A 22,212-nucleotide genomic window follows, 5' to 3' on the forward strand; every position below is an offset into this window, starting at 1 on the left:
GCCGGGGCCGGCGGGTCAGCGGGTCAGCGGCCGCGGGCGCGCAGAGCCGCGAGTACCATCACGACGCAGGAGATCCCGCCGACCAGGTATCCCCAGCCCCGATGGCCGAAGAGCGCGAACCCGGCACCCGTCCCGGCCACGATCAGCCCGAACAGCAGCACTGTCAGGACGGCGGCGAGGATGCGCTGGTTGCGCAGGGAGGTGGGGGGCGCCGGCGGGCCCGTCCGCGGGTCGTGCTCCGGCTGCCGGCGCGGTTCACGGCCGGGGCCCGGGCCTGCCGACCGGCCGGCGGGCGCCATCGTTCAGCCCTCCCGTCTGCGGGCGTGGGTGAGTACGACGCTGCCCGCGGTGTCGGGAGCCCGCCGGTCCGACAGGGCGACGGCCGGCGAGAGCACGGCCGCGGCGTTCCATCCCGTCCTGCCGCCCTTGGCGGACAAAGTCAGGTAGAGCCGCTCGGCGCGTTCGCTGCGGAACATGTACGTCTGCCGGATGACCTCAAGCCCGACATCATCGAGCAGCTTGGCGAGATGGTCGCCGGAATAGGTGTGCCTGACGTGGTAGCGCTCGCGGTGCCGGTCGAACAGGTCCGGCCAGGACGCCGCCCGGGTGAGGGCGTCGGCGGACATCACCAGGTCGCCACCCGGACGCAGCACCCGCGCCATCTCGGCAAGCGCGGCCGGACCATCGTCGAAGTGCTCGATGGCGCAGACCGACATGACGACGTCGAACGTGGCCGCGGCGAACGGCAGCGCCAAGGCGTCCCCCTCGACGAGCCCGGGATGCCCGCGCAGCCGGCGACCGAACTGCAGCTTGTGCCGGGCGAGGTCGAGGCACACCGCCCGAGCCCCGCGACGGACGGCCTGGCCGGCCCAGTAGCCGTCACCGCCGGCCACATCGAGCAGGGTGCGCCCGGCCAGTTCTCCCGCCCACGACAGCAGGGTGCCGACCTCCCGGCGGCGCATGACATGTACCTGATGGCCCACGAAGGCGAGGGCGTCGTCCCGCACCGGGCTCACAGGTCGGCCCCGCCCGTCCAGTCAGCCCCGCCGATCCGGTCCGCCTTGCTCATTCCACTCCGCCTTCCGAGTCCACGATTCACCCGTGGGCCGTGACCCATGGATGGGCCGTGACCCATGGATGGGCCGTGACTCGCGTATGCGCCACGGCTCATGTGCGCCCAAGCGCGCCCAACGTCACATCAAGGTAACGCTCCCACGCCCCGTCAACGTCCGGCGGTATGACCTTCGAGCGCAAACCGGCGAGCACGCCGGGCTCGTAGAGCCGCCGCAGCGCCACCGCCAGCGCCTCCGCGTCGTCGGGCGGCACGAGTAGACCGTCCACCCCATCGCGGACCGTGGTGGCGAGCGTTCCCACCGTGGTCGCCACGACCGGCACGCCGTGCAGGTGCGCGAGACCGACGTTCTGCGACGCCGTTCCGGCCCGGTAGGGAAGCACCAGGGCGTCGGCACCAGCGAACAGCGCGGGCACCTCCGCCGCGTCGACATAGCCCGACCGCAGGTCCACCCGGGTGGCCAGGCCGAGCTCCTCGACCAGCCGGGCGATCTCCCCCGTCCCGCCCCAGAACTCGCCGGCGACGGTGAGACGGACGTCCGCCGGCCCGCGGGCCAACGCCCGCAGCAGGACGTCCAGTCCCTTGTACGGCCGCACCAGCCCGAAGAACAGCAGGTTGCGCCGGGTGACGTCGGCGGATGGCCCACCGCGGCCGGCCACCGGCCCGGGCGGCGAGGACGACAGAGCCGAGGACCACAGGTGCGTGGCCATCTCGGCCACCAGGACCGGAGCAGGGGTGAGGCGCGCGGCGAGCTCCGCCTGGGCCGGCGTGTGGACGAGAACAGCCGACGACCGGCGCAGCACCGCACTGGTCAGCGGTTCGTCCACGGCCCGGCGCTCGTGTGGCAGGACGTTGTGGCAGAGCGCGACGACCGTGGGACCCGCACCCCCGGGGTCCGCACCCCCGGAACCCGCTCGCCCGGAAGCCGTGCCCCGGCCGCGCGGCCCCCGGGCCCGCAGTGCGCCGAGGACGCCCAGGTACGCCGGGGCCTGCACGGGAGTGACGACGACCAGGATCACCGCGTCGGCCTGCCGCCGCAGGCGCCTGCCGAGCCGGATCCATCCGTCCGGCCGGCGCCACGACAACGGGTAGCGGGTGACCTCGAACGGCTCCATCTCGGGCTCGGTGACGCGCTGCACGCCGGGATAGAGCCGCGCGGGGTACTGCGCCGACCAGGACTCGACCGCCACCTCGTGGCCCCGCGCCGACAGCCGGTGCGCGAGCTCGGTGGTGTGCTGCGCGATCCCCCCCTTGTAGGGATGGGTCGGACCGACGATCGCGATGCGCACGCCGGTCAGGTGTCGCTGCGCGAGCGGGCCACCAGATCGCCGATCAACGCCAGCACGACGATCTGGAAGCCGACCAGAATCGCCAGCAGCGTTGACGTCGCCACGTGGAAGTCGTAGCGGATCAGGTCCACGATCAGCTTGACGAAACCCAAGCCCATGATCCACAGGGCGACCGGCATGAGAACCTTGATCGGATCGAAGTACATCACCATCCGCAGCACCTGAAGGATGTAACGCCGCGCGTCCCGGAAGGGATGGAACTTCGACGTTCCGGACCGTTTTGCGTAATCGATCGGGATGTAATCCACCGGATGCTGGTTCGACAGGAAGGACATCGTGATCGTGGTGACGCAGGAGAAACCGGGGGGCAGCAGCCGCAGATAGGGCAGGGAGACGTCCCGGCGGAAGGCGCGAAGCCCGGAGTTGAGGTCGGGAATCTTCATGCCGGACAGCCGCTGGGCGATCATCCGGATGAACCNTTTCGCCGGCACCCGGGCCCACTTGTGAGTGCCCTCCTCGGTGCGGCGCGCCCCGACGACCTGGTCGACGTCGAGGTTGTCGTCCAGGTAACGGACGAACTCCGGGATGCGCTCGTTCGGGTACGTCATGTCCGCGTCGGTCCAGACGACGATCTTGCCGCGGGCCTCCTGGGTCCCGATCCGGCGGGCCGTGCCGGAACCACCGTTGCGGCGGAACGGCATCACCCGCATGCGCGGAAACCGCGGGGCCACCTCGCGCAGCACCGCGAGCGTGTTGTCGGTCGACTTGTCGTCGATCGCCAGGACCTCGTAGGAGTAACCGCTCGCGTCCATCGCGGCGGTGATGCGCTCGAGTTCGAGCAGCACATGGTCCTGCTCGTTGTAGCAGGGCAGCACGATGGTCACGTAGGGGGCGTCCGGACCGACGGCGGCGACGCCGTCCCCGGAAGCCGCCTGCACTGGGGTGCCGGCCTGCGGATGTTCAGGTCGGTGGATGGCGCTGACACTCACGTCGGTGTGGCTCCCGGTCGTCGTTCCGGCCCAGCGGCGTCCCGGGCCGGCGTCCTGGCGGTCCGACGTCGTCGTTCCCGCTCCGATCGCCGGTCCGTGGCGGTGGTGCACGCTCCGTCGAGGGCTCGCGCACGACTCTAGGGTGGCACGCCCGACCCGGCGAGCCGACAGCCGGGCGGTCCGGCCACCTGGGCAGCGCCTACTGTTGCTCCGTGGGTGCGTTCAAAAGTGATCTGCGGGAGTATGTGCGGCACGTTCGTTCGCTGCGGGCGGCGCAGGAGACCTCGGCCCGCTCGTTCGTGGCCGGGCTGCGTTACCCGCTCGCATACAGGCAACCGATCTGGACCGGTTCCCCCACCGTGATCGAAGGCCGGGAGCGCATCGAGTTCGCCGAGGGCGCGGCGCTGCGGGTGGGGCTCGGCGCGTTCGGGCTGTCGACCCGACGCGATACCTCGATCATCCGGGTGCATCCCGAGGGCCGCCTGCGCTGCGAAGGTGTCGTGTCGCTGCAGCGGGGCGTGCGGATCGTCGTCGACTCGGGCGTGCTGGAACTCGGCCCCGGGGCGAACATCAACGGGTTCGCCAAGATCCTCGTGCGCGAACGCGTCTCGATCGGCGCCTGCTGCAACGTCTCGTGGGACACCCAGCTACTCGACAACGACTTTCACCCGATGGTCGTCGACGGCGTGGAGCAGCCGATGAGCGGACCGATCGTGCTGGAGGACCGGGCCTGGATCGGCGCGGGGGCCATCGTGCTCAAGGGCGTGACGATCGGCGAGAGCGCCGTCGTCGCCGCGGGCTCGGTGGTGACCCGGGACGTGCCGCCCAAAGCCGTCGCCGCCGGATCCCCCGCGAAGATCGTCGGCCACATCGACTCCTGGCGCTGATCCGGCGTCCGGATCACGCGCTCCGGACGCCGGACCTCGGACCTCGGACGCCAGGGTGGGAAGCCGGACGTCGGGGGCAGTCGGACGTCAAAGGCGGCCTCGGCTGTCCGCGTGCCACGCGGACACCTCCGCGGCCACGCCTAAACCGGAATCTTCGCCTCGCCGAAATCCGACAGATCCTGCTATCCGACAGGTCCTGCTATCCGGCGGACTTCGCAGCCGGATAGCCGAGGACATCCGTATCGACCTCCCGATTCAATGACGGTGAACCGGCCCTCGGGCGGTCAGGATGATGGTTGCGGGCTGCGACGTTGATGGTCCGGGAACACTGACGGTCCGGGAACACCGCGACAACGGTCTGGACACCCGCCCGGGAGCACCCTCACCACCGTGCGCGACCAGGGCTGACGGGAGAAGGGCACCCATGATGTCGACGGGGAATCGGGGGTCCGTAGCATGACTCCACCTTCGTCCGATGGGACTCTGCCACTCGTGGGTGACTCTGTGGATTCGACCGCAACGGCCCGCGCCGACGCCGAGGCCGGCGGAGACGTGTTCCCGATGGGGACGCGCTTCCGGCCGTGGGGGATTCTCCGCACCATCCCCGCGGCCATCTGGGTGATCACCCTGCTCTTCACCGCGCTGCTGGCCGGCTGGTCGGTGATGATGCCGCAATACCATGCGCCCGACGAACCAAACCACGTGGACGCTGTGATGCGGCTCGTCGAGGGCAAGGGCTGGCCGCATCCGGGCCATGCGATCGTGACGCAGGGCGGCGTGGGGGCGATCATGGCTGCCCCCTACGGATCCGAGGAGCGGCCCCGCGACCTGTCCGCCGGCCCGTTCNCCGCGGCCGACGCCGNCCCCCGCCACGATCGTCCCAGCTGGGAGGAGTTGGACCGGACGCCGGCGCCGGAGGGTAGCATCCAGCAGCTCGTGCAGCATCCCCCGCTGTACTACTGGGTTGACGCCATGATTCTCAAGGCCGTCCCCGGCGGTGGCGACCACCTGCGCTGGGACGAGATCATCGGGATCCTGCGCCTGATCAGCGTGGCAATGGTCGCGCCGTTGCCGTTGCTCGCCTGGGCCGGGGCGAACCGGCTCAGCGGTGGCAGCCGGGTGGCGGGGATCTGTGCCGCCCTGGTACCGCTCGGGATCCCCCAGCTCACCCACATCGGATCCAGCGTCAACAACGACAACCTGCTGGTTCTGACCAGCGGCCTGGCCACGGTCTCGATCGTCTACGTGCTGCGCGGGGACACCTCCCTGCGCACCGCGACCTGGACGGGGGTCTTCGTCGGCCTCGCCCTGATGACGAAGTCACTGGCGATCACGCTGGTTCCCATGGCGGCGCTGGCCTACCTCGTCGCCTGGGGCCGGGCCCGACGCGACGCCCGGGCTGCGTGGGCGCGGGGACCAGCGGTCGCCGTGGCAGTAACCGGACCAGCCGCCATCGCCCCTTACCCGGCCACCCCTTACCCCGCCGGCCCCCGCACAACCGGCCCCCGCACAACGGGCCCTCACCCCACCGGGACGGAGCCCTTCCTGCTCGCCGAGGCCGGACCCGCGGGACCACCCGCCTCCGCGCTTCGCGTGCCCTGGCGCCAGCTGCTGCTTGGCGGCGCGCTGGCGATCGCGCTCGGCGGCTGGTGGTGGATCGTCAACATCGTCCGCTACGGCACCTTCCAACCGGAGACGCCGGGATTCCCGCTCGGCCAGTATCTGGGCGACGACTGGGGTGCCTACACCGAGCTGCTGATCAACGGGACGATCCTGCGCTGGTGGGGATCCTTCGGATGGTTCGAGGTCAACCTGACGACGGTCCCGGTGCGCACGGGCACCGCCGTCGTCATCGTCTTCTTCGCCCTCGCCCTCATCCGGGCCCGGACCGGACGCATCCGGGTGGACCTGCTGTTCCTGCTCTGGCCCACCTGGGCGCTGTTCGGCCTGATGACCCTGCAGTCCGCGAAGAACTTCGACAGGTACTTCCACGTCAGCGGGATCTCCGGCCGCTACCTGTACGCGGGCCTGGCGTCGCTGGCGATCGGGGTCGGGATGGGTGCGGCGGCGACCGGCCGTTATCTCTCCCGGATCATGCCGCTGCTCTTCCTGGCCGGCGCGACCACCCTGCAGGCCTGGGCGATCTCGATGGTGTTTCCGCACTTCTGGCGACCCACGGGCGGCGACCTCAGCGACGCGTGGGACGCGATGGTGGCGTGGGCCCCATGGCCGCAGGGCGCCCTGACGTGGCTTGCCGGCGCGGTGTGCGTCCTCGCCGTGGCAGCCCTGGCCTGCTGCATCGGGGTCCTTGTCACCGGCGGTCCGGCCACCCGCTCCGCCGGCGGGGCCCCCGCTCAGCCTCCGTCCTCGTCCAGGGGACGGTCGCCATCGACGGGACAGCGGCCGGCTCCACCCCTCGCGCCGTATCCGTCGCACCTGCCGCCGAAACGGCCGCGGACCGCCGGCGCGCCGGATGCCACCACCGGCTCGAAGGCGGTCACCGGCTCGGGCCCGGCGGCCGGCACGAGTCCGGAGCCCACCGGCCAGGGCCCCTCCGCCGCGGGGCATCCGCGCTCCCCCTGATCCGGCATCGCCGACAAGGAACCGGAAACCATCCGACCATCGTGCGCGTTCTCTCACGGAGAGTAACACTGAATCCTGGGCCTCGGACAAGGCGCAACCGGCCACGGCGGCGCTGCGCATCGGGGCTCGGGGGCCTCGGATGGTGATTCCGAGGCGCATAGGATCCGCGATGTCAACCATCTCGGTTCGGGAGGGGTCTTGCGCCGCAAGCGGGAGACGGGCAACGCGGGGACGGTGGCGCCCCCGTCCGCATCGCCCGCTCGACCCGACCCCGCCTCCGAAGCGAACCCCGTGGGACCCGAGACGCCCTCCGGACCCGCCGCTCGGTCGGGACGGGGGACGTCCTCGGCGCCGGGCTTCGGCCCGGTGGGCGGCAGCGGTCTGACGGGGCCGTCCATCGAGCCCCTCGACAGCGGCGACCCGACCGAACTGGGCCAGTTCACGCTGCTGGGACGCCTCGGTGAGGGCGGGATGGGGACCGTCTTCCTCGGGCGGGGCAGGCCGGACGTCGCCGAGCACGCCGGCCGGCTCGTCGCGGTCAAGGTCATTCGGCCCGACCTGGCCCGGGTGCCCGAGTTCCGGGCCCGGTTCCGCCGGGAGGCCGACATCGCGCGCCGGGTCGCCCGCTTCTGCACCGCCGAGGTACTCGGCGTCGTCGATCCGCCGGACGGGCGGCCCTACCTCGTCACCGAGTACATCGACGGCCTCACCCTCGCCCAGACGGTGGCCGCGGACGGCCCGCTGCGGTCGGCCGACCTGGAGCGCGTCGCGGTCAGCGTGGCCGCGGCGCTGACCGCCATCCACGGCGCCGGCCTCGTACACCGTGATCTCAAACCGTCCAACGTGCTGCTCTCAGCCTTGGGTCCCCGCGTCATCGACTTCGGCATCGCCCGGGCGCTGGACGCCCCGACGATGCTCAGCCAGGAGATCCAGCGGATCGGTACACCGGCGTTCATGGCCCCGGAGCAGGCCAACGGCGAGCCGGTGACGGCGGCGGCGGACGTCTTCGCGTGGGGTGGCCTGGTGACCTATGCGGGCACCGGTTCCTTCCCCTTCGGGGACGGGCCGACGCCGGTGCAGCTCTACCGCGTCGTACACCGCGAACCACTGCTCGACGGTCTCGCTCCAGCCCTGCGGCCGATCGTCGAAGAGGCCATGCGCAAGGACCCGGCCACCCGGCCGAGTGCCCAGGAGCTGTTCCTGCGTCTGGTCGGAATGGGTCCGACCACGCATCCCGACCCGGAGGTGACCCGCGTCATCCGTGCCGGGGTGTCGATGCCCGCGCCCCCGCAGCGGACCGACCCGGACCGCTGCGCGCCCGGACAGATGTCTGCCCCGGGCGGGTCTGCCTCAAGCGGGTCGGTCGGCGCCGGGCCGCCCGTCGACCTGTCGGCACGGGACCGCGGCCGGTGGAACTGGCGCCGCGTCGCGCTGCTGGCCGCCCCGCTCCTCGCGGTCCTGCTCATCGCGGCCCTCATACCATTCGCGCTCACCACCGGCAGTGACCGGCGGCCGAGCCGGGAGGAGACGGCCGCTCGCGTCGCTCTGGCCGCCGAGGCCGTCCGCAACTCCGATGCGAACCTGGCCGCCCGGCTGTCCCTGGCGGCCTACCGCATCAGCCCGGTGCGGGAGGCCCGCGCCGCCCTGCGCACCTCCTTCGCCGCCGCGACGGCGACGGTGCTCGACGGGCACACGCAGTCGGCGCTCGGTGTGGACATCAGCCGGGACGGGCGCCTGCTGGCCTCGACCGGTGCCGACAACCTCGTCCAGCTGTGGGACATCTCCGCGCGTTCCCATCCGGTGAAGCTCGCCACCCTGGCCAGGCACACCTCGTGGACGCTCGACGCGGCGTTCAGCCCGGACGGACGGCTGCTCGCCACGGTCAGCTACGACCGGTCGGTGATCCTGTGGGACCTCGGCGATCCGCGCCACCCCGTCGAACTCTCCGTCATCCTCGGACACAACGGCTGGGTACTCGACGCCGCGTTCAGCCCGGACGGGAAGGTCCTCGCCACCTCGGGCTATGACAACACGGCCCGGCTGTGGGACGTCACCGATCCGCGCCGCCCCAGTCAACTGTCCGTGCTCGACCGCCACACCAGTTGGGTGAACGAGGTCGCGTTCAGCCCGAATGGTCACCTGTTGGCGACCGCCAGCGCCGACCGGACGGCCCGGCTGTGGGACGTCACCGATCCGCGCCGGCCGCGACCGCTCGCGGCCATCACCGCGCACACCGACTACGTGTGGGCGGTCGCCTTCAGCCCGGACGGCCGGCGCCTCGCCACGGGCGCCTATGACGGTACGGCCCGAATCTGGGACATCACCAATCCGTCTCGGCCGGCGGCCACCGCTTCCTTCCCGGCCGACGAGAAATGGGTGTTCGACGTGGCGTTCAGCCCGGACGGCAGGACCCTGGCCACCGCGGGCTGGGACACCACGGTGCACCTGTGGGATGTCACCGAACCGGGCCGGCCGCCGGCGATCGGCACCATCACCGGGCACGGGGACTGGGTGCAGGCCCTGGCGTGGACACCGGACAGCCACAGCATCGCCACGGCAAGCGACGACTACACCGTGCGCATCAGCCGGATCGGTGACGCCGACCTGATCGCCGCCGCGTGCGCCGACCCGTCGAAGCAGATCACCGATGCCGAATGGCAGCGCCACATCTCAGACGTGCCCTACCAACCGGTCTGCTGACCATCCGAGGTCCGCTCCGAGGGCGGTCGCCGCATGCCCGGCGGCGCCGCTGCCGGCGGGGGNGGCACCGGGGNGGCCGAGCGACGGCGCAGCGCGGGCAGGGCGCCGCGACCCGCGCCGGCATCGGCGATCCGCGTCTGTACCCTCGCCAGGCGGTCCTGTCCGGTGGTGCTCAGCCGGGACCGCAGCACCGAGTTCGCGATCCGCGCGACCTGCATCAGCTTGGGCTCGTCGACGTCCGCGGCCGCCCAGTGGCTCTGGGCCCACCGCTCCTCGCGTTCCTGCTCGCGCCGGCGGAGCTCGGCGACCTCCTGCTCAAGCTGGGCGATACGGTGCAGGTGCTCGAGCTCGATGGCCGCGAGCCGGCTGCGCTCGTCGTCCAGGCGCGCCCACTCCCGCTGCCGCGCCCGGGCGACCGCCGCCGCGGTGTCCTGCAACCGCAGGACGTGCAGGTAGAGGTCGATGCGGTTGCGCTCCAGGCGGGAAAGTAGCCGGTTGGACACCCACGGAATGAGCAGGTCGGCGACGCGACGCGCCCAGGGAGCCCGCCGGTCGATCACCACGCCCAACCCGAAGATCGGTGCCACGGTGAAGAAACGCAGGTCAGGGTGGTCTGCGACGAAGTCCTCGACGGCCGTGCGCACCCCGTTACGCGGACCGCCCTCGGTCAGCGCCCAGGCGAAGGCTCCCATGCCCCGAAATCCCCCGGGAACCGTCTCCCTGTTGTCGATCTCGACACCGACGTCCCACGAGTGCGGCTGCCGGGCGCCCTCGGGAATGCGGTCGGGGTTGTAATACTGGTCGCGCCGGCCTGCCGGCCAGCCGACGTCGTGCAGGATCACCAGGGGAAAGTAGGACCGGCCGAACAAGGTGACCGCTCGGTCGATCTCGGTGAGCTCGCCGTGCACGGTGGCGTAGTTGTGGTCCCCGTCGATGAGGTAGGCGTCGGTCGGCGCGTGGCCGTCGAGCGCCTGCGGGCTGTGCCCCCGGATCACGTGCACATCGAGGCCCCCGCCGGAGGCCGGCGACACCCCGGGCTCGGGATCGATGACCACTAACCGCCCGCCACCGCCACGGCGCAGCAGGTCGACGAGGAGCGAGGTGGTGACCCCGCTCTCGGAACCGATCTCCGCGATGCTGCGCGCCCCGGACGTCTCCAGCAGCGGCACCCAGATCTCGCGCAGATCGGACAGGGAGTGCAGGAGCAGGGGCGCCAGCGTGGGTTCGGCGGCGTCCCCGACCTCGACGGCGTGATCGCCCTGCCAGGTGGGCGCCGTGCCTGGTCCGGTGCCCGGTCCGGTGCCTGGTCGGGCCTCGAGGTCCGTTCCGGCGTCCATCCCGGCGGCGACGGCGGCGAGCTCGGCGAAACTGTCCCGAACCTCGCTGCGCTCTGAGTCCGGGTGGTCCGTCACCGCGATCCCCCGAGCTCGCGCCGGATCTTGCGGGCCGCCCGCAGCGGCAGACCGTCGCGGGCGGGCTCCGCCGCGGGCAGGGCCAGCGGATCACCCCGGATGCCCATCCAGCCGAACGCCAGCTCGACGTCGAGGGCGTAGACCCCGGCGAGCTGCGGCTGTGTGGCGAGGTCGATCGTGTAGACGAACTGTGGGTCGTCCCCGGTGATCTCTACCAGGTTCGGCTGGAGCAGCCGGCAGCCGAGGAGGGCGAGCTGCTGGGCGGGATCGTCCAGCGAGGTGATGGTTATCTTGTCCGGCTCTGGGGTGTTGTTGATATGAAAGGACAGCGTCAGCCAGTCCAGGCGGAGCAGACCGCGCCGACCCGCCGGGTCGATGCGGATCCGGCGTACCCCGACCGCCTCCAGGCTGAGCCGGACGATCGACAGGCCGTCGCGGGCCGACCGGGTGACCGCCGTCTCCTTCGGACCGTTGACGAAGTCCCCGCCCGTGTCGATGTAGNCCTCCACGGGCCCCGCCGCGGCCTCGGGCGAGACCTCCTCCGGCGGGATGCCCGCGGCGGCGGCCAGCCCGCTGATCACGGCCAGCGGCCGGTTCGCGACCCCGGCCACCCCGGCGGGCCAGTAAAGCTCGCGCATGGAGATCCGGTCGATGTCGGCCGGGGTGAGATACGGCATCCGGCGGACCAGCTCCGGCGGCAGCAGGCCCTCGGTGGCGTCGGAGCCGAAGTTGTCGTCGTGCGCCCAGGCACCGAAGGCCGCGGCCTCCACCGCGGTCGGCCGGGCGACGAAGCGGGTCAGCGTCCGCAGCCCCGCCTGGCGCGCCCCGGCGCAGGCCAGCGACGGCATCGGGGTCTCCGAGCGCCGGTAACGCAGCCATTCCCGCTGGAAGGCCAGGACGCCGTCCTGGACGGCGGCTCGCTGGGCGACCTGCGTCCGCGAGGTCCGGTCGATGCTGAGCACCGGATTACCCATCTCGTCGAAGGAGACCAGTGACCCGACGTCGGGCATGCAAAGCTGCTCGAGTACCTCGGGGCTACGCATGAGCTGGTTCGCCAGGGTCTCGGGCTGACCGCTTGTCGCAACATATCCCTCCAGCTCCAGACCGGCCAACCGGTGCGTCATCGCCGCCTGGTTCGTAGCCAGGTACAGGCCGAGGATGTCCAGCCCGCGGCCGGTGGAGGCGAGCAGCCGGGTGAGCAGCGCCTGGATCGTCCCGCCCCAGCCCAGGTCGAGGAAGACGACCCGGCCGCTCTCGGGTAGCTGGCTGTCGAGGTAGCGCACGTAACGCTCACGCAGGCGGGACGCGGTCAGCACGATCTCGCTGCGGATCCGCTCATCGGAACAGAGCGCCTCGAGGGTGTCGTCGAGCAGGCCGGGCACGTCGAGGCGGCGGTCGGCCAGCGCCGAGATGCCGGCGACGTTCTCCAGCCGGACCCCGAGCTGGCGCAGCAACTGCCCCACACTCGGCGCGTGCCGACGGACCAGGAAGCTCCTGAGCTCCTCGGGGTTGCCCTCGAAGACGTTGGCCAGCGCGCACACCTGCCGCGACGCCCACAGCGTCGAAATGGTGACCCCGACATCCTCGCCGGGACCGACGAGCAGGCGGGAAAGGAAGTCGCCCTCCCGCATCAGGCAGTGGATGTGGTCGGCGCCGAAGTCACGGGCCCGTTCCACAGCCCACTCCGCGAAACCGGTGAAGACCGGCCCGAAGACCGTCGCGCCGGCCTCCCAGTACCGGCGCAGCCCCGCGGGGACCGCGAGGGCGTCGGCACGGTGCAGTGACCGGGCTCGCAACGCGGTCATCCCGTAGTCGCCGTCTACCGGGTCGATCGGGAGGTCGTCGCTCGGCGCCTTACGCAGACCCTCGAGCTCAAGGGTCTGCTCCAGCGCCCCGGAGTACTTCGGGTAATGGATGGCGACAAGCCCGTGCTCGCGGGCGCCCTCGACGTCGGCGACGGGGTGGTCGCCAAGGTGCACGACCCGGGACGGCCGCAGGTTCGACGCTGCGAGCATGTGCTGGAACAGCCCGTCACTCTTCGACGTCCCTGCGTCGGAGGAGGTGAAGATGTGGGTGAAGGGCACGCCGGCCAGCTCCGGCCGGTTCAGCAGCCGTTCGAGCTGGCCGGCCGAGAAGTACGTGTCGGACAGCAGGTAGACCGGCAGGCCGAGCTTCGTCATGGCGAGCTCGGCGAGCTCCACCACGGCGAGGTCGGCGCGGCAGAGCTCGCGTTCGACCGCGACCTCTGCGTCCAGGAGGTCCTGGACGCCGGGGGCACCGGGTAGCGCAGGCAGCAGCAGCTGCCAGATCTCGTCCAGCCGCACCTCATGGGTACCGCGGGTGGCCTCGGCGTGCAGGCGGGCCAGCTGCTCGGCGTGGACCCGCAGCCGGGCAAACTCGCCCGGGGAGACGCTGGCGGGCAGGTGGCCCGCGTCCGCGAGCCGCCGGCCCAACAGCACGAAGGCATGGGCGGGCTCTGGCACCATGCGCCACAGGAGGGTGTCGAAGACATCCAGAGTCAGGGCCTGTGCCCCGCCCGACTCCAGGTGCGACCACACTTCGCGTAGCCGGACGTCGGTGAACACGACCGTCCTCTCCGTGCGGCCGGTTACGACCGCTCCATGCGGCCGGTTACGACCGCCTCCGCCGGGTCAGCCACGACGGCCGGCGTGCGTCGGGATTCTCCCCCGCGGCCTCGGCCGGCCGAAGCCAGATGGACGGATCAATACTATGAACCGTGCTCTGGCCGTCGGCCACCGGAGTGGGTGGCGTCGCCCGCCCGGCGATGGCACGGTACCGTCCGATTCTGACGAGAAGCGGGCCAGTTCGACCCTGGACACCATTGACTATTCTTCCGCAAGCAGGGCGATACTCTCGGTAGCCGGAAAAGACGGCCGGTCGANTCGCGGAACCCGCTTGGACGTGGGACGAACCAGGGGCGCCTCGGTCTCGGTAGTGTTCAGGTCCCCGAAGTGTCGAGCCGAAGTGTCGAGCCGAAGTGTCGAGCCGAAGTGTCGAGGAGGAGCGGACAGGTGCAGCTCCAGTCGCGCCATGGCGGCGAGCGGTACCCGCGCGTTCGGGAGACGGGGAGGGCGGGCCGTGTCACATCTGGCTGACGCCGCGCTGCCGCCGGTGGCTCCGTCCGCCCCGGAGCCGCAGACCGGTCCGCCAGGGCCGCCCGGGCCGGAGCACCATCACGCGCTGGACGTGAGCCGGCTGGCCCGTCGCAGCCGGGCCCAGACGAGGGTGCGCTGGGAACTGCTGCGCAATCTCATCCGCAAGGATCTCAAGGTCAAGTACAAGGGGTCGACGCTGGGATTCGCCTGGTCACTGGCGAACCCGATGCTCCTTCTCGTCGTGTATACCTTCGTGTTCCAGATCGTGCTGAAATCAGGAATCCCCCGCTTCGGTATTTACCTGATGTCCGGGCTGCTCGTCTGGAACGCCTTCTCGGGCAGCGTGTCCGCGTCCTGCGGCAGCGTCGTGGCGAACGCGAACCTCGTCAAGAAGGTCCGCTTTCCCCTCGCCGTGCTCCCCCTGTCGGCGGTCGGCTTCGCCGCGGTGCACTTCCTGCTGCAACTGCTGGTCCTGTTCGTGGTGATCCTCGCGCTCGGCTACAGCCTGCTCGGCCCCGAGCTGCTGCTGCTCGTCCCGGCCGGAGCCGTCGCCCTCACCTTCACCGTGGCACTGTCCCTGCTGGTCAGCGCGCTCAACGTGCGTTACCGCGACACCGCCCATCTGCTCGACGTGGCGCTGCTCGCCTGGTTCTGGCTGAATCCCATGGTGTACGCCTTCGGCCTCATCCAGAACAGGTTGGCCGACCTGACCTGGGTGTATCTGCTCAACCCGATGGCCGTCGTGGTCATCACGTTCCAGCGGGCGATCTACGATCCACCCCCGGGTAACTCNACGGGCTCCGCCCCCATCCTGGCGAACCCCGGTTACACGTTCTACCTGGAACATCTCGCCGTCGCCGGGGTGATCTCCCTCGCCCTGCTGTGGCTGGGGCTGCACGTGTTCCGCGCCCTGCAGGCGGACTTCGCCGAGGATCTGTAGTCGGCCCGTGGCGGACCGGCCCTGTCCTCGTCGCCCGCCGAAGGCCCCGGGAGCCAGCACGCCGACCGCGGTGCGATCATGATGGGACGTCCGCAGGCGGCCAGCAAGGAGTAGCAGTAGTGGCCCGATNCTCGNCCGCGTNCCCGCCGAGCCCCGCCGCCCCGCCCGAGGGCAGGGAGGCCGCCGCGTCACCCGACCCGGCGCGCGAGGCGCCCGTGGTGATCGAGGCCGCCGGAGTGAGCAAGAAATTCGTCTCGTACCACAACCGGGCGACCAGTCTGAAGGAACGGTTCGTCCGTCGGGGCGGCCCCGCCGGGGACGACTTCTGGGCACTGCGCGACATCGACGTGACGATCGGACGAGGCCAGACGGTCGGTCTCGCCGGTGCGAACGGCTCGGGCAAGTCGACGCTGCTCAAGGTGCTCGCCGGGATCCTGCGCCCGACAGACGGACGGGTCTCGGTACACGGTCGGATCGCCTCGCTGCTCGAACTCGGTGCCGGGTTCAACGGCGAGCTCTCCGGCCGGGACAACGTCTACCTCAACGCGTCCCTGCTCGGACTGTCCAAACGGGAGATCGATCAGCTCTTCGACTCCATCGTCGACTTCTCCGAGCTGCGCCACAAGATCGACGATGACGTCAAGCACTACTCGTCGGGCCAGTACGTCCGCCTCGGCTTCGCCGTCGCCGTGCACGTCGACCCGGACGTGCTGCTCGTCGACGAGGTCCTGGCCGTCGGGGACGAGGCGTTCCAGCGCAAGTGCCTGGCCAAGATCGCCGAATTCCGGGCCCAGGGCCGCACGATCCTGTTCGTGACGCACTCCCTCGACCTCATCGAGAACATGTGCGATCGCATCCTGGTCTTGGAGTCCGGGTCGCTGTTCTTCGACGGCCCGCCGGCCGTGGGTACCAAACTGCTGCGGCAGAAGCTGGGCAGCCTGCCCGCGGGGGAACCGGTCTCCTACCAGTACGCCACGGTCAGGCCGGAGTCGGTCACCTTCAGCCACGAGCCGGGCGGGCCGCCCACCGTGCAGTACGGCCCCGGCGAGTCCCTCACCGTCAGCGTCGAGTTCGACGTCACCGAGGGTGCCCCCGAGCACGTGTACCTGCACACCTACATCGTCGGCCAGAACGAGGTGCCGATCTGGATGATGGAGACGCCACTCGGCGGGCTCGCCATCGGGCCAGGCCGCCACATCGTCGACTTCTCGGTACCACGCCTGCCCGAGCTGCTCGGCGCCTTCGCGGTGAAGGTGCACGTCTCGGACGCCGCCACCGGCGTCCCGGTCACCACCCGCCGGTTCGAGGAGCTGTTCGGCGTCGGTGGTGCGCAGGCGGACGGACTGCTCAAGGTCGACTACGATGCGAGGTTGCGCGGATGAGCGAGGAACGCCCGACCCGGCCGGAGGCGGGATCGGCCGTCGAGTCGAAGACCGTCGAGCCGCTGGCGACCATCGTGATCGTCAACTGGAACGGCGCGCATCTCCTCCCGGCCTGCCTGGACGGCATCGCCAAGCAGGAGGCGGATTTCGCCTACCAGACCTGGGTGGTCGACAACGCCTCGTCCGACGGCTCGCGGGAGCTGCTCGCCGAGCGCTACCCCTGGGTACGCGTGGTGCCCGCGGAATGCAACCTCGGTTTCGCCGGCGGCAACAACCTGGCGCTGCGCCAGGTCACGACGCCGTTCGCGGTCCTGGTGAACAACGACGCGATCCCCGAGCCCACCTGGCTCGCGGCGCTGCTGGCGCCGTTCGACGAGCCCGGCGGCCGGCATCTCGGCGCCACCACCGGCAAGGTCGTCTTCCTCCCCCGGTTCCTGCGGATCAGGCTGCACACGCCTACCTTCGTCCCGGGTCCGCACGACTCCCGCGAGCTGGGGGTGCGGGTGTCCTCGGTGACGGTGGACGGGCGCGAGGCGCTGCGCGAGGTGCTCTGGGAGAACCTCACCTATGGTGCCGAGGGACCGAGCGGCTCGCCGTACTTCTGGACCCGAGGGGACGGCGAACTGTGCGTGCCGATCCCCGACGGCGGCCCGGTCACCCTCGGGTTCACCTGGGCGGCGGAATCGCGCAAACAGGTCACCCTGAGCTGGGACGGCCCGACCGGCACGTCGGCCGGAGGGCGAGCGGACCTCGCGGTGGGCCCCGAGTCGACGACGGTGTCGCTGACCGTCGGCGGTGAGGCGCCGCGGGTGGACGTCATCAACAACGTCGGCGGCATCGTCCTGACCGACGGTTACGGTGCCGACCGTGGTTACCAGCAGGTCGACGTCGGCCAGTTCGACCAGCCGGAGGACGTGTTCACCGCCTGCGGGAACGGGATGGCGATCCGTTCGTCGCTCGGCCACGAGCTCGGCTGGTTCGACGACGCGTTCTTCCTCTACTACGAGGACACCGACCTGTCCTGGCGGATCCGGGCCCGCGGGTACGGCATCCGCTACGTCCCGGGGGCGGTGCTGCGTCACATCCACTCGGCGTCGAGCGTCGAATGGTCACCGCTGTTCGTCTTCCACACCGACCGCAACCGGCTGCTGATGCTCACCAAGGACGCGACCGCGCCGATGGCGCTGGCCGCCGTGATCCGCTACCCGCTGACCACCGTCTCGATCGCGGTGCGCACGCTGCGCCAGGCCTGGCGCGCGCGCAGCCAGCCCGCGATCCGACCGACCCTGCTGCGGCTGCGGGTGTATGGCTCCTACCTGCGGCTGCTGCCCGACATGCTGCGGGCCCGGCGCGAGATCGGGCGCAGCGCCGCGCAACGGCGGGCGAGCCTGCAGAGCTGGCTGGTGTCCCGATGAACGATCCCGCGAGAGCCGGCCAACCGGCCGAGAACGACCAACCGGCCGACGGGGNGCGGGCGGCGGTCTACAACCGGTTCTGGCACTCCATGGGCGGCGGGGAACGCCACAACGGCATGATCGCCCAGGTACTGGCCGCCGAGGGCGCCGTGGTCGATCTCCTCGGGCACTCCGAGGTCGACCTCGCGGCGCTCGGCGAGCATCTCGGGCTGGATCTCGCCGACTGCCGGTACGTGCGGTTGCCGGACCGGGGCGAGGAGGCCATCGCCGTCCTCTCCAGGCGCTACGACCTGTTCGTAAACGGTTCGTACATGAGCCGGATCATGCCGAAGGCCCGCCACTCGGCGTACCTGTGCTTCTTCCCGACGCCGTTCGACCACGACATGGCGGCCTGGCGCAAGGCCGCGGTCCGCACGGCCGGGCCGCTGCTGCGCGGGGTTCGCCCAGCGGTGAGCTTCGGCCAGGGCTGGTACCCGCCGGAGGGCGGCCGCCGCCGGCAGTGGACCTGGACGAACGGGGCGGGCATCCTCGCCGTCAGCCCGGGCAAGCGGCGCACCCTGCGCGCCGATATCGGCCGGCCCGGCGCGCCCGTCGGTACGGCGTTGCGCCTCCTCGACGCCGACGGCGGCGTGCTGGCCAAGCTGCGGATCGGCACCGACTTCACCCCGTTCGAGGTATCGCTGCCGCCGTCGGCGAACGGTACCGAGCTCACCCTGGTCAGTGACGCGTTCTCGCCAGGCGCGGCGGACGTGCGCGAACTCGGCGTGGCGGTGAGCCGCCCCCGGGTCACCGATGGTGGCGAGGGGCCGATCGCCCGGCTCCCGCTGCGTTTCCCCTGGCTGCTGCGGGACCCGGCCGACCTCGGCTACCTCGACGGCTACGACGTGGTCATGGCCAACTCGCGGTTCACCCGCGGCTGGATCCGCCGGTTGTGGAAGCGCGACGCCGACCTGCTGTTCCCCCCCATCCAGGTGGAACGGTTGCATCCGGCGCCGCGGCGGGAGAAGGCCGTCGTCACCGTCGGCCGGTTCTTCGCCCCCGGCCTCGGCCACGCCAAGCGACAGCTGGAGATGGTGCAGTGGTTCGGCGACCTGTACCGTGCGGGCAACCTGCCCGACTGGACGATGCACGTCGTCGGCGGCTGTGAGGACTCTCAACTGCCCTACCTGGAACAGGTCCGGGCGGCCGGCGCGGGGCTGCCGGTGGAGATCCATCCCAATGCCCCGCGCGCCGAGGTCGAACGGCTGCTCTCGACCAGCTCGGTGTTCTGGTCGGCCACCGGGTACGGCGAGGACGATGACCGGCGTCCCTGGACGGCGGAGCACTTCGGGATGACCACCGTCGAGGCGATGGCCGGGGGCTGCGTTCCCGTCGTCATCGACCGGGCCGGCCAGCGAGAGATCGTCCGGCACGGAATCGACGGCTACCGATGGACCGGCCCGGAGCAGGTTGCCTCCTTCACTCGCCGGCTCGCCGCCGAGGACGGTCTACGCGGTCGGCTCGCCGCCGCGGCGATCGAACGCGCCCAGACCTTCTCCGATGCGGCGTTCGCGCGGCAATGGCGGGAGATCGCCATCCGGCACGGGTTGTACGAGCGGTGAACCGGCGGGGCGTGGCACTCCCGGAAAGGAGGGGATGATTCCGGCATGAGGGTCGTGCTGGACGGCACGCCGTTGCTCGGGCAACGCACCGGGGTCGGCCGCTACACCGAGCATCTGCTGACCGGGCTCGCCCGGCTCGCCACCGAGCCCGGGCGGGAAGCCGGGGCCGGGTGGGAACTCGCGGCGACGGCGTTCACCTGGCGCGGGCTGGACGAGCTGCCGGGCGCGCTGCCGGCCGGGGTGCGAACGGCGGCCCGGCGGGCACCGGCCCGGCTGTTGCAGGATGCCTGGGCCCGCTCGGAGTNCCCGCCCGTCGAGTGGCTCACCGGCCCCGCCGACGTCGTGCACGCGACGAACTTCGTCCTTCCACCGCTGCGCCGGGCCCGCGGTGTGCTGACCATCCATGACCTGTCCTACCTGCGTACCCCGGACACGGTGACGGCGGCGTCCGCCCGCTACAGCGATCTGGTCCCCCGCGGCCTGCGCCGGGCGNCCGCCGTGCTGACGCCCAGCCGCGCGGTGGCCGACGAGGTGGTGACGGCCTACCGGCTCGACCCCGCGCTGGTGACCCCGACGCCGCTCGGCGTCGACGACGCCTGGTTCACCACGGCGAAGCCGAGCCTCGCCTGGCGCAGGGCCCGTGGCCTGCCCGAGCGGTACCTGCTGTTCGTCGGTTCGGTGGAGCCCCGCAAGAACCTCCCGGCGCTGCTGGAGGCGGTCCGCCGGCTGCACGCGGCGAAAATCGACGCTCCGCCGTTGGTGCTCGTCGGGCCTCCGGGGTGGGGACCGGCACTGGACNTGGCGAACCTGCCGTCCGACGCCGTCGTCGTCGCCGGTTATCTCGACAGCGAGGCACTGCGGATGACCGTCGCCGGAGCGAGCGTGCTGTGCTTCCCGTCCCGGTACGAGGGCTTCGGGCTACCCCCCCTGGAGGCGCTCGCCGCCGGGACTCCGGTGGTCGCCGCCGACATCCCGACCGTGNGGGAGGTCACCGCCGCTCTCGTCGACGTCGCCGCCCCCGCCTGCCGGTCCCCTGAGCAGACCCCTGGCCAGGCCCCCGGGCTGACCATCACCCGCTCCACCAGTCCGGTGCGGCTCGTTCGGCAGACCGACCGCGACTCGTTCGCCGACGACCTCGCCGAAGCGATCCTGGAGCTGCTCGACTCCCCCGGCGACACCGACGCCGGCCGGGCGCACGCCCGCACGTTCACCTGGCGGCGCACCGCGCAGCTCACCGCGGCCGTCTACCGCCGGGTCAGCGAGCTTCCATAACGCGACGACGAGCAGGACACCGCCGAGAACGGCCCATCCCGCCAGGCACGACAGCCCGAGGTCGGGCGGGCCCGGGGCCGTCTGGTCCCAGGCGGTCCGCAGCCGGTCCAGGTTCGCCAGCGGGGCGAGCGCGGGCCGCTTGAATGCCAGGTCACGGATGAGCATGACCACGGTGAGCGCCGCCAGCGCGGCGACGACCGCGACCGTCGGCAGGCCGCGACGGCCCAGCGGCAGCGATCCGCAGCAGGCCGCGACGACAAGGGCGAGGATCGGCAGTATCGGCAGCAGGTACCGGGTGAACGGCGCGCCTCCGACGGCGACGTAGCCCACCAGGGTGGCGACGACGAGCAGGCAGTGCAGGGTGAGCAGAAGGCCGATGACGACGCTGCCGGCCAGCCGACCTCCCGGTGGATCCGCCTCGGGATGCCCGTCGTCCGCCCCGTCGTCCGCCGGCCGGGTATCGGTGGTATCCGCGATCCGAGTGCCCGGCCGCGCAACGGTCCGCAGCCGGGCGCCCAGGACCCGAATCCCCGCCGCGACCAGACCCGCACCGGTCACGACCGCGACCCCGACGGCGATCGTCCGGGCGTGACCGGTCAGCAGGACGGAACGTCCGAAGAACCCGCGGTAGATGTGCCACCAGAAGTCGCTGTCGCGTGACACCTGCCAGGCCGACGTCCGCCCATCGCGGATCGGGAACATCTCGGCGACCCGGCCCGAGGCGGTGGGATCGCCGTACCGGCGCACGTTACGCAGGTAGAACCAGCCGGTCGCGGCGAAGGTCAGCGCGACGAGCACGACCGCGGCCGTCAGGCCACGCCCGGCTCGCCGCAGCGCGCCACCGGACGTCCACATCGAGACGGCGACAGCGAGAGCCGGGACGACCACCGCGACGGCCAGCGCGCCGCTGGCCCGGCTCGCCGCCGCCGCCGGGCCGAGCACCGCCAGTGCCGCCAAGGTCCGCGGCCCCGGTCCCCGGCGGATGATCGCAACGGTCACCGCGAGCAGGCCGGTGATGGTCGCCACCGCCAGGGTGTCGTTGTAGACCTGGCCGGAGATGAGGACGAACATGCCGACCACGCCGACAATCGCCGCCGCGCCGACCGCGACACCGGGCCGCCCCGGCAGCACACCGCGGACCAGCGCCGCAGTCGCGATCACCGCGGTAATCCCAAACGCCACGTTGAGAAGGCGGGCGGCCCGGAAACCGGCCAGCGGATGATCCAGCGCGACGCCCGTCCGGAGCGGGACGGCCTCGACCGCGTAGAACAGTGGTGGATGGTTCGCGGTGTAGGTGAGGTCGACGTTCGCCAGTGGTCGGCCGAGGCGCACCCCACAGAGCCGATCGACGTGGGAGGCCACCGCGGCCCGCGCCTGCGGCGGCGGCACCACGCAGTCGGCGGGCAGTCCCGGCATGCTCGGGATGCGGGAGTGCACGGGCGAGTCGAGCACGGGCAACGAGCCGTCGGCGACGTCGAACGCGTAGGCGGTGTGCTGTGCCTCGTCGGCCGAGGTGAAGGGAGGCACGACCGCGGCGACGAGCACGCCGAGCGC

The 22,212-nt window shown here is 71.6% G+C and carries 14 protein-coding genes; 8 read left to right on the forward strand and 6 right to left on the reverse strand.

Annotation, left to right across the window (positions count from 1 at the left end; genetic code table 11):
• Positions 1 to 23: 23 nt before the first annotated feature.
• From ALLO2_RS07660 to ALLO2_RS07675, 4 genes are all read right to left on the reverse strand, one after another.
• The gene (locus ALLO2_RS07660) at positions 24 to 299 is read right to left on the reverse strand and encodes a hypothetical protein (protein ID WP_011435186.1); all 276 of its coding nucleotides are present in this window, start codon (positions 297 to 299) and stop codon (positions 24 to 26) included.
• A 3-nt stretch (positions 300 to 302) separates the two neighbouring features.
• Entirely contained in the window at positions 303 to 1,016 is a 714-nt protein-coding gene (locus tag ALLO2_RS07665; RefSeq protein ID WP_011435185.1) for a class I SAM-dependent methyltransferase, read from the reverse strand.
• Between the two features lie 151 nt (positions 1,017 to 1,167).
• Complete coding sequence (locus tag ALLO2_RS07670; RefSeq protein WP_011435184.1) at positions 1,168 to 2,361, reverse strand: glycosyltransferase family 4 protein; 1,194 nt, start codon at positions 2,359 to 2,361, stop codon at positions 1,168 to 1,170.
• Positions 2,362 to 2,366: 5 nt separating this feature from the next.
• The gene (locus tag ALLO2_RS07675; protein ID WP_035730845.1) at positions 2,367 to 3,350 is read right to left on the reverse strand and encodes a glycosyltransferase family 2 protein; all 984 of its coding nucleotides are present in this window, start codon (positions 3,348 to 3,350) and stop codon (positions 2,367 to 2,369) included.
• Between the two features lie 212 nt (positions 3,351 to 3,562).
• Here ALLO2_RS07675 and ALLO2_RS07680 point away from each other — a divergent pair, with 212 nt between their 5' ends.
• The 3 genes from ALLO2_RS07680 to ALLO2_RS07690 all read left to right on the forward strand — a co-directional run bounded on the left by ALLO2_RS07680 (position 3,563) and on the right by ALLO2_RS07690 (position 9,520).
• The gene (locus tag ALLO2_RS07680) at positions 3,563 to 4,237 is read left to right on the forward strand and encodes a DapH/DapD/GlmU-related protein (RefSeq protein ID WP_011435182.1); all 675 of its coding nucleotides are present in this window, start codon (positions 3,563 to 3,565) and stop codon (positions 4,235 to 4,237) included.
• A gap of 504 nt (positions 4,238 to 4,741) precedes the next feature.
• Entirely contained in the window at positions 4,742 to 6,820 is a 2,079-nt protein-coding gene (locus ALLO2_RS07685) for a DUF2142 domain-containing protein (protein ID WP_232234960.1), read from the forward strand.
• A 198-nt stretch (positions 6,821 to 7,018) separates the two neighbouring features.
• Positions 7,019 to 9,520: a WD40 repeat domain-containing serine/threonine protein kinase gene (locus ALLO2_RS07690; protein WP_011435180.1), complete on the forward strand. Its 2,502-nt coding sequence runs from the start codon at positions 7,019 to 7,021 to the stop codon at positions 9,518 to 9,520.
• On the opposite strand, the gene ALLO2_RS07695 is transcribed toward ALLO2_RS07690, so the two are convergent.
• Together ALLO2_RS07695 and ALLO2_RS07700 are read right to left on the reverse strand one after the other, a co-directional pair.
• Complete coding sequence (locus tag ALLO2_RS07695) at positions 9,502 to 10,932, reverse strand: class I SAM-dependent methyltransferase (protein ID WP_035730760.1); 1,431 nt, start codon at positions 10,930 to 10,932, stop codon at positions 9,502 to 9,504. The genes ALLO2_RS07690 and ALLO2_RS07695 overlap by 19 nt on opposite strands.
• Entirely contained in the window at positions 10,929 to 13,517 is a 2,589-nt protein-coding gene (locus ALLO2_RS07700) for a haloacid dehalogenase (RefSeq protein ID WP_035730761.1), read from the reverse strand. Before ALLO2_RS07700 ends, ALLO2_RS07695 begins: the two co-directional genes overlap by 4 nt.
• A 514-nt stretch (positions 13,518 to 14,031) precedes the next feature.
• Here ALLO2_RS07700 and ALLO2_RS07705 point away from each other — a divergent pair.
• The 5 genes from ALLO2_RS07705 (at position 14,032) to ALLO2_RS24105 (ending at position 20,658) form a co-directional block, all read left to right on the forward strand.
• Positions 14,032 to 14,988, forward strand: a complete 957-nt coding sequence (locus ALLO2_RS07705) for an ABC transporter permease (protein ID WP_011435177.1) — start codon at positions 14,032 to 14,034, stop codon at positions 14,986 to 14,988.
• 119 nt (positions 14,989 to 15,107) lie between these two features.
• Positions 15,108 to 16,370: an ABC transporter ATP-binding protein gene (locus ALLO2_RS07710; protein WP_035730764.1), complete on the forward strand. Its 1,263-nt coding sequence runs from the start codon at positions 15,108 to 15,110 to the stop codon at positions 16,368 to 16,370.
• On the forward strand, positions 16,367 to 17,785 hold the full coding sequence (locus ALLO2_RS07715; protein WP_011435175.1) for a glycosyltransferase family 2 protein: 1,419 nt from the start codon (positions 16,367 to 16,369) through the stop codon (positions 17,783 to 17,785). The genes ALLO2_RS07710 and ALLO2_RS07715 overlap by 4 nt, the downstream gene beginning before the upstream one ends.
• Positions 17,782 to 19,386: a glycosyltransferase gene (locus ALLO2_RS07720; RefSeq protein ID WP_035730767.1), complete on the forward strand. Its 1,605-nt coding sequence runs from the start codon at positions 17,782 to 17,784 to the stop codon at positions 19,384 to 19,386. Before ALLO2_RS07715 ends, ALLO2_RS07720 begins: the two co-directional genes overlap by 4 nt.
• Before the next feature lie 45 nt (positions 19,387 to 19,431).
• Complete coding sequence (locus ALLO2_RS24105; RefSeq protein ID WP_084588373.1) at positions 19,432 to 20,658, forward strand: glycosyltransferase family 1 protein; 1,227 nt, start codon at positions 19,432 to 19,434, stop codon at positions 20,656 to 20,658.
• Positions 20,659 to 22,212 lie beyond the last annotated feature (1,554 nt).

Origin of the sequence: Frankia sp. Allo2, from assembly GCF_000733325.1 — a bacterium.
In the GTDB taxonomy this organism is placed as follows: Bacteria; Actinomycetota; Actinomycetes; order Frankiales; family Frankiaceae; genus Frankia; species Frankia casuarinae.